The sequence below is a fragment of the Paenibacillus sp. VMFN-D1 genome, from assembly GCF_003386155.1.
GTDB lineage: Bacteria > Bacillota > Bacilli > Paenibacillales > Paenibacillaceae > Paenibacillus_AQ > Paenibacillus_AQ favisporus.
Map to the genome: position 1 here is coordinate 3,229,597 of NZ_QRDU01000001.1, position 13,921 is coordinate 3,243,517.

Genomic DNA, 13,921 nt, shown 5'->3' on the forward strand with positions numbered 1-13,921 from the left:
AACTGATGAAATACGCTTATGTTTATGTACTGGATACGATGGCGGACTGGGAACTTGGCTTTGTTACTGCAGAGCTCAACTCCGGTCAATATTTCAAAAACCGCGGGAGTCGCCTTCCCGTTCGAACCGTCGGAGCTTCCAACCGTCCTATCACGACGAAGGGCGGAATGACAATCGTGCCAGATGTGACCGTAGATGAGATCACGCATGAGACAACCGCGATATTGCTCTTGCCGGGGGCCGACAATTGGAAGGATTCGGTGAACGGGCCGATCATCGAAAAAGTAAAACAACTGCTGGACGCCGGCGGCAATGTGGCAGCCATATGCGGGGCGACACTTGCGCTAGCGGATGCCGGGTTACTGGATGATCGTCAGCATACGAGCAACAGCCGGGAATATTTGAATTTATTCAGCCCCGCGTACAAAGGCGCTGCTCGATATAAAGACGAGAAAGTCGTGGTCGATGGCAATCTGATCACAACCGGTTCGGCCGGCGCACTAGAATTAGCGCGCGAGGTTATTGCGCTGTTGGACCTGTTTGCGGAAGAGACGTTAGAAGCTTGGTATAACTACTTCACTTCAAGCGACCCTAAATATTTTTATGCGATGATGGAGACGCTCCAAGAGAGTAATTCATAACTTGCGGGGGTGACTAAGACGTTGGTCTTGGGTCACCCTGTTTCTATTCTCGTAATGAGCTTACCGCGACGCATCGCGAAGCGATAAAAAACTAAAAGCGCTGCGACAGGCTGCTTGTGGCTAACCTGTCACAGCGCTCTAACCCTAGGCAGTTAACCTGAATCATCCCTTCGATGGAAGAGGCAAGCATACTTGCCGGGTTAGATTAATTCGGCACCCTGCAAATTAGCTATTCCTGATGCGCTGCTTCGCCGATAAGGGGGCGGTGCTGTCGCGCAAGATCAGCGTCGGAACGATCTCGTCTTTCACCAGGGACGAATGATCCCCCTCCAGTTCAAACAGCAAAATCTCCGCCGCCCTCTGTCCCATCTTGCGTGTATTCTGATTCACCGTGGTGAGCCTCGGATAGGAATACTCGCCGAGTTTTACATCATCGTAACCGATAATGCTTATATGTTCGGGGATGTTCATCCCCGATTCTCTCGCCGCGTTCATCGCACCGAAAGCCTTATAGTCGCTTGTAGCGAATATCGCCGTAGGCGGCTCCGACAGCTTCATCAGCCTTTTGAACCCTTCCTCCCCCATCTCCGCCCGTTCGTCTTCACCGTCGACAACGGTGATCAGGTCCGGATGGAAAGGAATATTATGCTGGGTCAGCGCCAGCTTGTAGCCTTGGAGGCGAAGGGAGAAATCCTGATTTAATTCCAAGAGCGAACTGCCTGTCAGGATAATCCCTATTCGCTGATGCCCCTGAGAGATCAGATGCTGGGTGGCCAGATATCCCCCTGTCAGATTATCCGCGATAACATAGGGAATGCCCAAATGCGGATAATAAAAATGCACCGTAACGATGCGCCGATTCTCTTCCTGCCAAGCCGTTAAACGCGAAAAGTCAAAATGCCCTTTTACCGTCAGGAGGATGATGCCGGCGCCGGGATCATCGGGCAGCTCGTAGTTTTCCCCGATATCCCAAATGTGGAACGCGACGCCGTTATCATCACATACCTCTTTAATGCCTTCAAACATATCCGTAAAAAACGGGTGGTTCAGGATGCTCACTTCATGATTCTGATGGGCAAAATACAAGGTGCGCAGCCCTTTGGAATCGGCTTGATCCGGGTTCTCATGGACGAAGCTCCCCTTCCCCCGGATCCTGTACACGAATCCTTCCTGAACCAGATCCGACAGCGCCCGCCTGGACGTTATTTCACTGGTGTTATACTCTTTCGCCAGCTCAATTTGAGTGGGGAGCGGATCATGCGGCTTGAGTTCTCCGGAGGCGATCTTTCGTTTAATATCGTTCATTATATATTGATACATCGGAGTCTTGTCCGATTTTTCCATATCCATGAAGCCATCACTCCTTACCAAATTGAGTTAAGTATACTTTATACACGGTCACTCCTGCAAGCAAAAAGGCAGTCTCTGATCCTGGCGGAAGAGAGACTGCCTTTACATTTTAAAATCCTTCAACCTAAGGTTATCCGCCGCAATCGACCAATGGTGTCCGCTTTGGTGCTGCCTCATAAACCGGAACCGTTCCTCGAACGTGAACATGATCCTGATCCATAGACACGGATATGTCGCGCAATCCTGGCGCCTTCCATATCATTTGCGCGGGCAGGCGAGCCGCAAAGCGGTACACTCCGTCCTTATCCCTTTTCCACTGGGCACTGATTTTTCCGTAACGGGTGACCACTGAACCTTCCGCCCACTCAACTTCCGTCACTGGGCTGGGACGGAGCGTAACTTGCCCGTGACCCGCCTTAGAAATATCAATCCCAAGCAGCTCCCTGTTCAATAAATACGTTGGTGATGCTCCCCAGCCATGGCATAAACTTACCGGAACAGCGTCCTCCAAATAGGTTGGCGTATGCCCAAGGTAGGGGCTTGGCGTAGTCGAAAAGGGGAGGTTCGGATCAAAGGTTTCCCACCAGGTTGTCGCGCCCCGATCCAGCATCTCGCCCCAGTAATTTCGGATGATGCGTACGGCATCCGCTGCATAACCGAAACGGAAAAGGGTCTCGAGCACGATATGATAGAAGAACGCTCCGCGAATTTGCGGAAGCCGTCCTTTCAGGTAATACTCCTGCAAGAACACGGATATTTCTTCATCATCCATGATCCCCGACCAGGCAGCCGCAAAATTGGTCTGGGCCGTGATACTGGAGGAAAGACCATCTCCGTTCAAACAGTCTGCATAAATGGCCGTATTCGGTACCCGGAGCAGGTTCCGGATGGACTTGCGAAGCTCCGCTGCTTGATGCGTTAAGGAATTCCCGCGCTCCTCTTCGCCCAGCTCATACGCCAACGCGGCAGCCGTTTTCAAAAATTGATAGTAGAAGCAAGAGATGGCGGTTACGCGATCCTCCCGGTGGATTTCGTCCGACCAGTCGATAAAGCACCACATGCCGTCCCGATTCGCGTTGGCAAACAATCCGGTGTCATCTTCCTGCTTCTTAAACCACGCAGCAAGCTTCACGATATGCGGCCATAATTCCTCTAAAAAAGCCCGATCCTTCGTATAATCGTAATATTCGGCTGCACCAAACAGCCAATGCGCGCAAAAATCGGGCAGCAAATAGGCGTTCCGCTGCGGTCCGGTGCCGGGTATGGAACCGTCGTCGTTTTGTATTTTCGCCGCCTGCAGCAATGACTTCCGGACGAGCCGGGGATCGCTGAACGTTTGATAGACCACTTTGGCCATGACAACCGAGTCGGCCACCCACAGCGCACCTTCACGATAAGGGCAATCCTCAAAATGGTTCTGGCTGTTGACCATGGTCGTATACCGGCCGACTTCCCAAATCCGGTTCAGCTTATCATCGCTGCTGCGGAAATGTCCCCCGTCTTTGTACGGATAATGAACAAAACGGACCCGGAGGTCACAAATACGCAAGGGAACGGGCGTCGCCATGACCCCAACCTTAAGATAGCGAAATGCACGCCTTCCGAACGGAGTGATTTTGTTTACGCCTTTGCTGAGGAGGTACGTATCCCTCAAATCCAATTCCAGCGACTCCCCATAAAACAGCTGCAGAACCCCGCCTTCCTCAGCAATGACTTCAAGCTCGGGATAGCCGACGATCTCAGCTCCGAAGTCATAGGTAATCTGCGGAAAAGATCCGGGAATCGAAGCGTCCATGACCACCGGTCCCCTTCCTTCCGCCGTATCAGCAGCTAATTGCGCTTCCGGGGAGTGAATGGATCCAAGAAACGACTCAGCTGATACCACTCTTACCGGGGATACCAAGTCTTCCTGCAGATACGGAATATCGCGCGCGACCAAGCGTGGCCAGGGGGAATTCTCCTGCTCTGTTGCTGCGATCACTTCGGCGGGCGGCCAAGAGGAATCGTCATAATGTTCGCATTCCCAGCCATCTTCCCGGGACACATCCATCAGCTCACGGTATCCGCCCCACATGTGGAGGCGGCTTACTCCCGTTTTCCACCGTGGGGACCGCCTGCATTTCCATTCGGAGCTGCTGGCAACCGTCAGCAGGCCTGCCCCTTGGTCGTCAGTGCCGTATACATCGAGCTGGCATATCAATCCGCCGGGCCCCTGCAGCTGCTCGGTGACGATTCTGTCCTTACCAAAATTGTGTGCGGCCACCGCAATGCAGTTCCGGCCGTTCCGGAGCAGTGCAGCAACGTCGTGCGTATCAAACGACATCCATAACAAGTCGGATGGCGCGGGGCCTCTGCCCGCCTCGATGCCGTTAATATACAGCTTATAGGATTGGTTGGCGGAAATCCGTACGAACGCCTTTGTAAAGGGTACCGTCAGTTCAAAAGATTGGCGGGCTTCCACATATACGTTATTCTCATTCCCCGTTCCCTCAGCCCAAATCCATTCCGCTTCCCAGCTATCTCTATTCATCGCTTTACCTCCAGCTTGTGCTGATCTCGAGTATCCAGAAAATGAGTGCTTATGAACTATGATTCGTCGACCGATTTGTACACAAAGTTCAATCGTCCTTCCGGCGCCGTGTCGCCGTGCAGATAAAAGTCTGCGATGTCCCCATCGTTCTGCATATTGTCTATCCACTTGAACTCGATCCATATTCCTTTCGCCCGGTCCTTCGGAGCTTCATCGCCCCGAAGCAGTGCGAGCGGGATTTCAACATACATTTCATTCCCCGAAACGAAATAACGGATCTCTGCCGACGCTTTCCAGTTCCACTCCCCTATGCTGTGTTCCAACAGCGTCTTGGAACGATCTATGACTGTCCTGTTCACAATGTAATGGTACCCCTCCCATCCCGGGCTGTGTAGTCTCCGGTTACGGATGAGGAGCATCATCCAGTGAGGGTCCGTATAGGGTGTGATGGGATCTTTCGTTTTTGTGTAAAAGTATAGACAGTGATCCGTATGAGCGGTTTTCAGGGTAACCAAATCGTTTCTGCCCGTGTCTTGAAAATAATGAAAACTCCCATATCCGGCATGATCCCGGCGCATCGTATCCCCTTCAAAGTCCCTGTACAGCTCCGGTACAGACGGCCATGTCGTAAAGTCCGGCTCTGCGGCGAGGAAGGTTCCGCTGTCCACCGGTTCGGACATGCCCTTGTAGCGGCGGATATCACCGATCAGCTGCATATAATAATGGTCTTGATACCCGCCCTTCATCGGCTCGATATCCCGGCTGAATGCAAGCGTAGCTTGATCAACGAACAAAACGGGCCGATCCGGTGTTCCTTGCAAGCGCATGGCGATCCACTCATTCCAGCCGGTAACGAAAATGATCTGCGGGTCCTCTGCAATAGCAAACTCCCATTGTTCGGCGATATTCATGCCCCGATGAATGGATTCGGGCAGATCAGCCTCCGGTTCCCCCATCCCTTCGTGATAACCTCTCCCCCAATTGTTCCCGTACCCGTAAAAGGGCGTATCGCTCATGGCTACACTGGGATGTTGGGCAACGGAAACGCTGATCACTTCCTTCTCCCCTTCATCATTAAAAAACACCCGCTGCGGCCGTTGAAATTCGATCCATGGAAATCCGTTGACCTTCGCTTCTTCATTTGGCCATTGATTCCGGCGAAAGGTGAAAAAGGGCCGCTGCTCCTCCGTGCATTCTGCCGGATCTCCAATGATCAATGGTTTGCCTTTCCAGTGAAACCATAGATGCTTATAGCGCCCCGGTTTGTATATATCTTCGTACAAGTCCGCAATCGTTGTTCCTGAATCCGTGTTGGTGTAAAAGGCAAACTGCGGTACGGTAAAGCCTTGTCCCCATACCTCGTCCAGCACCCGAAACAATACGTCGTATACCTTCTTGTACGTAACGGCATTGGTCGTGTCAAACACGATAAAATCCACGCCCGCACTCGTCAGAAGCTGCACGTGTCTGCGAAGCACCCAGGCATCGTCATTCAGATAATAGCCATACAATGGCTCGCCCCAGAAGTGAAATGCATTTTCCCGCCCCCAGGCCGGGTGGGCTGGATCCCATACCGCTTCGGGATATTGGGCGAGAATTTCGCTGTTATCAAAAGGGCCTGACGTTCCGTGCTGCCCCAGCCACAGAAAGTAAAATAAACCTACGTACCTGCCTTCGCGCCTCGGTCCCGTTTCTGCCCGCGTTGGAAGCTCCCTTCCCAACCCGTCAATGCCTCCCCATTGATCGGCGTCGGCGTGCGTTCGATTCACATGATTCCGCATCCTTTCTGCTCCTCCCAACGGATCCGTGTCACACATAGGCGGCTCGACCTCCATTAACGAATATCACAAGCACTTATTTCTATAATTAAGTATTCTTATTAATTATATAATATACTTTGTTGGAGGTGTTTACAACTAAATATACATTGAATGAAGCGATACCAAAACTTAGTACTGTTCTTTTTGAAGTAGCTGGTTCAGATGTAGGATAACTGCTCGTTATCAAAAAAAGACTGCGGCACTCCTACCGAGCACCACAGTCATTTCTATATAAGTTGAGAAATTTGAATGGATAATGGGAGCAAGTACGTAATATGTTCCTATGGTCGCTCATGTGTCGGATTTCTTGTTTTTATTGAAGGAATCATGCTACTCCCTTGCTTACATCACTCCAAAGGAAAAGTGAATTTACGGGAATCATAGTCCAACGACAATGTCAGATCTTTTTCATTTATTGGAGCATATCGGGTGATCTCCAAAGTGATGTTCTTGCTCATCCCTGTTCCAACGTCGCCAAGATCAATACTTCCCGGGGATGCCTGAATTCCTTGGGGGAACTCCACCCTCAGCTTCTTGTTCAGCTTCTGGGATCCAAGGTTGGTGACCGTGACAGTAAGCTTCGCCCCAACCTCAAGCTTGGGTGACAGCTGCTGTACCGAAATCTTTAGGTTGGACGAATGAGGATCATATTTCACTTTTTCGGCAAAACGGGCTTCATCCAAACAGAGTTCTCCTGTCAACGGGGCTCCTCCCTCGGAGCGCACCCAGATTTTCACCCGGTCAACGGACTTTGCTCCCTTCCATTCCCCAAGCGGAAGCGAGACCAGCTGCCATCCCTTCGCTGCATCCAGCTTGGCAGTTCCTTCGATCCGGTCAAATCCGCTGTACACAATAATCTTCGCCTCATATGCCTTTTCCGGATTCACATCGGCCAGGCGAAGCGCGGCTGTGAAATATGGCGTTTTTCTGGCATCGACCGGCTCCGTGAACTGTTTCTGCACGCCGGCCCAATTTTTCGCGTACGGGCTGTTGAATCTGGCTGCCAGGTAGCCCGTTCCGTTGAAGGCATCGCCAGAAGCTTTGCGCACTTCCTGCACCTCATCCGATGCGGCATAGCCGTCGGTGCCGGATTCAAAACCGCTTCCTTCCCTTGGCTTCTGCACGTCACGAATATAATCGAGGCCACCGATCGAAGGAATCGTCCGGTCCTGAAGCTGGCCGGGATCAAAATTCGGAATCGCTTCCCGCCAATCCGAAATCCCGATGATCGGCTTGGCAAACTCGGTTACTTCCAGCGAGCGGGCCGTATCGATATATTTAAAGACATCATAAATATATTTCGGTTGATCCGGCGTCACGACGCTGTCCGGAGTATGGGTCCACAAGCCGAGATTCAGCCCGCCCTCCTGCCCATGGTCAACATGCCGGTGGAGGATGAAAGCGTCAATACCGTCCAAAAACTTCACTTTATAATATGCATAGGCATAAGCGGCGGCCTGAAGCTTCTGATGCTCTTCCGAATTGGTCAAGCTGTGGAAGCCTTGCTCCGACAGGATGATTCGCCGCATCTGCCCGTTATGGAGAAGCTCCGGCTGCTTCATATAATCCACAAGAACGCCAAGGTTTTTAAACGTAATGCGCTGGGTGTCGAACGAATCCGTTGCCGTGGCATCATTCCAGAAGCGCGGGTTGAACAAATCTTCCGGGTAAGGATGCGCAGCAATGTTCCAGGCGAAATCGCCTTCTTTACGCGATAATTCCGCCATTTTATCGACAATGACCTTGTTATCGTATTTCCAAAGAGAAGCATCGTCCAGCTTTTCATTCCAGAAATGGTCCAAAGATACATACGTTCTGGCGTTGGCGTACTCGCTTTTGACGATGGTGTCGATCAGCCGGAAGGTCTGGACATACTCCCGGACGTAGGCATCCACCTTTTTGGGCCCCATATTGTTCCAAACTTTGTTCTGGCCGACTTCATTGCCGACGATATAATTCACGGCTCTCCCGTATTGTTCGCTTGGCATCGAATAACGCTGCGCCATGAACTTGGTTGCCGCCTTCACGTATTTTACGCCCATTTCATTACTCGTATTGAGCGCATATACAGTCCCTCCAGGCTCGGAGTCCGGATGGATCAGGAACTCATTGGGTGAATCGGGATCCTTGATATCATACATGATCAAGATCAGGGAGACGATAATGCCGTTGTCGGACAAGCTTTTGATGGCGTTATCCATGCGTTCGATCCGGTCTTTGCGGAAATAGAAGGTTTCCCCTTCAAGGTCGTAAGATATCGTATTATCTGGATGGTTAGCGGATTTGTACATCAGTTCGTTGTAGCTTACATTCAGTGCGGCATGGCTGATCCCAAGCTCCTGGGCGTCACCCGTCATTTGTACCTGAAGCCCCTTGATGCTTTGCGCCTCCGGATAGGGCTCGGTGTTGCGAGCGGTGGCTTCCGGATTGGTGATATACTGCGGAGCATCCATTGGGGTATATGTGCCGTCTTCCGCACGGAACGCAACGGCGAATTTGGAGTAGAGACGGCTCCGCTGCCCGTCGTTCGCAGCCGTTTCGAACCGGAACGACTCGCTCAGAGCCGTCTGTGCAAGAGGCGTCTTGGCTGAAAGCACAGCCTTCGCATCCTCATAGGTCGCCAATTCAAACAGCTCCAGCTGCCCTTCGGGATGAGCAGACACAAAGTCTGGATTAACCGTTCCTTCCACGATGATCCTGCCGTCCTGATCTATACTGGCTTCCGCTTTGCCTGCATACGGCTGCTCCATTTCCGGCAGCTGCCTGAAGCGAATCTGGTCCAGCTTGATCGTGCCGGCTGCTGCTTCCGGAATGATGCGGAATGCGGTGACGATGCCCTGCCATCCGGGATGATCCGAGAAGTTGAAATCCTGCGAAAAGGTGCCGCTGGCCGGAACGGTGAACGATTTGACCTGATCGTCAGACCAATCTTCCCCTTCGGTCCGCCACTGGATTTTCAGTTCCTGAGCGCCCGTGTCGTTCGTCATGTCGATCTTCATGCCGTTTCTCTGCGTAGTATCGATCTTGATCTCCGGTGATTCGATGTACCCGCCTTCAGCCTCCATGCGGTATGCCAATGCCCCGTCCTGTGCCTGAATTGAGCCGTTCATGGCGGTGAAGCCTTCGGTTTCCCCTTCCTGATTAAATCCGAGATCAATCACATTCGTCGCGCAGATATAATCGAGCTGAAACCGTCCATCCCAGGAATCGTATCCCGGCTGGCCCGGCTGCACATTTTCCAGATCAAAATTTTGCATAAAGGATATTTCCATCTTGGTGACGGCATGTTTGCCTTCCCAATCGCCCAGCCGGATGAAGATCCGCTTCCATTGGTCCGGGCGGATATGGGCAATGCTCTCAAATTCGTCATCTCCACTGAACAATTTCACCTTCAGCACATAGTCTGCAGATGCCTGCCAACCCCAGCTGTCTGCCGCAAAAGCCAGGAAACGGTAGGCAGACAAGTCCTTCGGCTGCTCGTATTCCGTATAAATCGTGCGCCATTCATACACTTTGACCGGGTTCGGGACCTGTTCCAGAGCACCGCTTCCTTCATACGGCGAGTTCGGGCCGTTTAGCATACTTGTCACATACTTGACCTCTTTGGTGTTGGTTCCCGCTTTCCATGACGCTACATCTTCAGGTGTGTTGAAATCGTGGAGGACGAGGGCAGGAATCAAATCCTGGCCTGTGAGGACATGATCGGACTGCGGAAGATCCGGTATATACGGACCTGCGTGCACCTTGAATACCGGAACAAGCTGAATGAGCATGACCACGGACAAAATACCTGATAACAGTCGCAGACGCACTTTGTGAACCTCCTTTATCATTATATTCGGTATGTATTTTATATTTTAAGTATTCTTAATACAATCATTATTTTTAAATGTATACTTAAATAATTCTCCAGGCCTATTCGTTTCGATCCTCGATGGCAAGATTCCCTTGATTCAAGCAATTCTCTGCGATGTTTGCGAAAGTTTGCGTGTGAAATAATCAAGGTAATGCCTCCCCTGGTACTAGCCGGATTCTCGTTCTCTGTTATCAAGGAAAATACTAATGAGCTTTCCATGTTTTGCTGCGGACTTGGATGAGTCAACCGGCTATCTCTGCTGGACTTCAATGCTAGCTCGATAATAAAAAAAGCAACGAATCATGTTTGATTCGTTGCTCTCGTGAGTGGTAATCACCACGCTCGCCTTCACGTTCTGTTACAAGAACAGCATCCCGTTCATCTTCACAAAGCATCCACCGACTTGGGATCCACTCTCGCTTCATTTTTCTTGAGCTCCTCAATCACCGAGGTCAGAAACGCGAGCGCCAGTCCTTGCCCCCAGCCCTGGGCCCATTTCCTGTCGATGCCGAGGTATCCGGAGATGTCATTCATGACAGCGGTGCCGCCCGATACGTTCAGCACGCGGCCGCTACCGGCAATATTCGCCAGCAGGCCGTCAAGCGCCTTCTGCACATATTTTGCGTGCAAAGGATTGCCTTGGGTTACCATGGCCGCCCCGATGCCCGCCGTGGCCGAAACCTCGCCATAAGCTTCCGGATAATCCAGAACCGTTCCCCACAGGCCGTCTTCCTTCTGGAGCTTCTTAATCGCGGCTAGCTGATCGCGCAATGAGCTCCAAATATGCATCATCGGGGGATATAGGTACCCTTCCGGCAGAATACGTGCCGCGCGAGCCATCGTATAGGCAGCCCAAGCGTTCGCACGCGCCCAGTAAATGCCTGACATATGGTCCTGTTTAATATGGTTGTAGCCATGATACCAAAGGGCGTCGTTGTCGTCCTGCAGGTAGTTGATATGCCAGAAAAATTGATGCAGGGCGTCGTTAATGAGGTGTTTTTTATCGAACAGGATACCTGCACGAAGCATGAAATATGCAGCCATGAAGAGCGTATCCGCCCAACACTGCTCCGGAAAATCGTTCCCCGAAGATACCGTATGCTGAAGCACCCGATCGCCGAAACGCAGCGCATCATTCTCCAGGTAATCGAGTTTGCTGTGAATGATCTCCGCATACTTCTCGTCTTTTGTCTGCTCGTATAGCGTGAGCAGCATGTGACCCATGGCGCATGTATTCACCGTCCAGTCCGGCAGACCGGCTTCGATATATTCATCCACCCATTCCTTCATCCGTTCAAGGTAGGCCTGCTCGCCCGTTACTTCAAATGCTCTGCTGACGCCATAGTAAGCGACGCCTCCCGGCCAATCCCACGTCAGGTCCATGTCAAACGTGTACGACGCTACTCGTCCGACGATTTGCTCCAAGTCGCTTAGGTTTGCGTTTATTTTCATCTCGGTTCATCCCCTATTCTCGTAATAGAGCCACGCGGTAACCAGGTACCCTTAAGGTGTAACTCTGCCAACCTGATGAGCTAGCTTCCATGAGACGTTATGTTACCGATCGAGCTTGACAATCCATACATCATGTCCCATCAGTTCCGCCCTTCCGCCATTTAGCGTACGGCCGGTCAACAGGTCGATGCCGGCCCGATCCCCCAGTTCGACGGTTACAGCATCGGCGTTATGATTGAGCACAAATAGGTAGTCTTGGCCCTCCTTGGATCGAAGCGTCGTCTCCACGCCTGCCGGCGCGGAGGGAATGTAGGGCTTAATCCCATGGGAGTCGCACAAATGCGACAGCCAGTCTTGAAGGAATGACGCCTCCGGGCTTGTCGCCACATACCAGGCTTCACCTGAGCCAAACTTGTTCACGGTTAGCGCCGGCATGCCGCGGTAGAAATCTTCGCCGTATACCGCCTTGACCTCGGCGCCTTCCGAATGGATCAAGTCACAGAGCATGCCGCATTCGTATTCCGGCTTCATACCGGGGGTGCCGTCAGACACGAGAATGCGGTTGCGCTGGTCCGGAAGCAGGGCATCGATTTCTTCCGCCCATATCCCAAGAAGCTTGCGCAGCTCGCCGGGATATCCGCCCGTCCGGACAAGATCGTTTTCATCGACAATCCCACTGAAGAAAGTCGTAATAAACGTGCCGCCCGCTTGTACATATTTCTCCAGCTTGTCCGCTACGCCCTGCTTCACCATATACATCACTGGAGCAATGACCAGGCTGTAGCTGCTTAGATCCGCCTCCACGCTGACGACGTCCGCCGCAATGCCCGAACGATACAGCGCGTCATAGAACTTATGGACTTCGTCTACATAACGCAGAGCGATCGACGGACCGCTCGACATTTCGACCGCCCACCAGTTCTCCCAATCAAATAAAATGGCCGTTTTGGCCTGAACACGGGCATCAAGCAGCGTATCCCCAAGCTGTGCAAGTTCCTTGCCGAGCTGGGCACATTCGCGGAACACGCGTGTATGCTCGTGGCCGACATGCTCGATCACGGCCCCGTGATATTTCTCGCAGGCGCCGATTGATCGGCGGAGCTGGAAGAACAAGATCGTATCCGCCCCTCTGGCCGCTGCCTGGTAGCTCCACAGCCGCATGACGCCAGGACGCTTAAGCGAGTTGTAAGGCTGCCAGTTTTGCTGGCTCGGCGTCTGCTCCATGAGCATAAACGGCTGCCCCGCTTTTAAACCGCGCATCAGATCATGCATCATGCCTGTGTAACTGTGCGGCGTATCGAAACGCGGATAGTTGTCCCATGACACAACGTCCATGTGCTGAGCCCATTTGTGGTAGTCGAGCTTTTTGAAGGCGCCCATCAGGTTCGTCGTTACAGGAACGTCCGGCGTGTGCTTTTTGACAGCTTCATACTCAAGCTTGTAGCACTCCAGCAGGCTGTCGGAATGGAAACGGATGTAGTCGAGCGAAATGCCCTGGAAGTTCGTCTCCGTCCGCCCGTTCGCACCGGCCCACTCCTCGCTCAGTCCGCTTGGCAGGACAATATCTTTCCAATCGTAGAACGTGTGGCCCCAGAACCCGGTGTTCCAGGCCCGATTCACCTCATCAAGCGTGCCGTAACGCGCTTTGAGCCATTCCCGGAAAGCCGCTTCGCAGTTGTCGCAGTAGCAGTTCCCCGCACCGCCGTATTCGTTGTTAATATGCCAAATAAGCAATGCCGGGTGGTCCTTGTAACGCTCCGCCAGTTTCTCCGCCATACGAGCTGCAAACTTGCGGTAAGTCGGGCTGTTCGGGCAGGAATTGTGGCGTCCGCCGAACTTCCGTTTACGGCCATGAAAATCGACCTGGAGCACATCAGGGTACTTACGCGCCATCCATGCAGGATGGGCTGCCGTACTTGTGGCGAGGCAGACGCCGATTCCATCCGCGTGCAGCTTGTCCATCATCTCGTCGAGCCAATCGAAATGGTACGTGTCTTCGTCGGGCTGGTTTTTCGCCCAGGCAAACACATTGAGCGTCACGACGTCTATACCAGCCAACTTGAACATACGTAAATCTTCGTCCCAGACCGGCTTCTCCCATTGATCCGGGTTGTAATCTCCGCCATACCAAATTTTCGCCTTTTTCGTATTGATCAACTTGTCACACCTCAATCTATATGATAAAACTGCAATAGATAACCCTATCTTAATGGCTTATGATATCTGTAAAAAATATAAAATTCGGGATTTTATATATAAGAATATGGAGGTT

At 52.1% G+C, this 13,921-nt stretch carries 7 protein-coding genes; 1 reads left to right on the forward strand and 6 read right to left on the reverse strand.

What is annotated here, in order from left to right:
- Nucleotides 1-5 precede the first annotated feature (5 nt).
- Nucleotides 6-641, forward strand: coding sequence for a DJ-1/PfpI family protein (locus tag C7820_RS14820; protein ID WP_116231517.1), 636 nt, complete (start codon nucleotides 6-8; stop codon nucleotides 639-641).
- A 225-nt stretch (nucleotides 642-866) separates the two neighbouring features.
- On the opposite strand, the gene C7820_RS14825 is transcribed toward C7820_RS14820, so the two are convergent.
- The 6 genes from C7820_RS14825 to C7820_RS14850 all read right to left on the reverse strand — a co-directional run bounded on the left by C7820_RS14825 (nucleotide 867) and on the right by C7820_RS14850 (nucleotide 13,806).
- Nucleotides 867-1,991, reverse strand: a complete 1,125-nt coding sequence (locus C7820_RS14825) for a GntR family transcriptional regulator (protein WP_116231518.1) — start codon at nucleotides 1,989-1,991, stop codon at nucleotides 867-869.
- A gap of 130 nt (nucleotides 1,992-2,121) precedes the next feature.
- Nucleotides 2,122-4,521, reverse strand: a complete 2,400-nt coding sequence (locus tag C7820_RS14830) for an alpha-L-rhamnosidase-related protein (protein WP_116231519.1) — start codon at nucleotides 4,519-4,521, stop codon at nucleotides 2,122-2,124.
- Nucleotides 4,522-4,577: 56 nt separating this feature from the next.
- Entirely contained in the window at nucleotides 4,578-6,290 is a 1,713-nt protein-coding gene (locus C7820_RS14835; protein ID WP_147306279.1) for a hypothetical protein, read from the reverse strand.
- Nucleotides 6,291-6,688: 398 nt separating this feature from the next.
- Nucleotides 6,689-10,153 carry a DUF5722 domain-containing protein gene (locus C7820_RS14840; protein WP_116231521.1) on the reverse strand — a complete coding sequence of 1,155 codons (3,465 nt, stop codon included), beginning with the start codon at nucleotides 10,151-10,153 and terminating at the stop codon, nucleotides 6,689-6,691.
- Nucleotides 10,154-10,581: 428 nt separating this feature from the next.
- The gene (locus tag C7820_RS14845) at nucleotides 10,582-11,649 is read right to left on the reverse strand and encodes a glycoside hydrolase family 88/105 protein (protein ID WP_116231522.1); all 1,068 of its coding nucleotides are present in this window, start codon (nucleotides 11,647-11,649) and stop codon (nucleotides 10,582-10,584) included.
- A gap of 102 nt (nucleotides 11,650-11,751) precedes the next feature.
- Nucleotides 11,752-13,806, reverse strand: coding sequence for a beta-galactosidase (locus C7820_RS14850; RefSeq protein ID WP_116231523.1), 2,055 nt, complete (start codon nucleotides 13,804-13,806; stop codon nucleotides 11,752-11,754).
- Nucleotides 13,807-13,921: the final 115 nt, after the last annotated feature.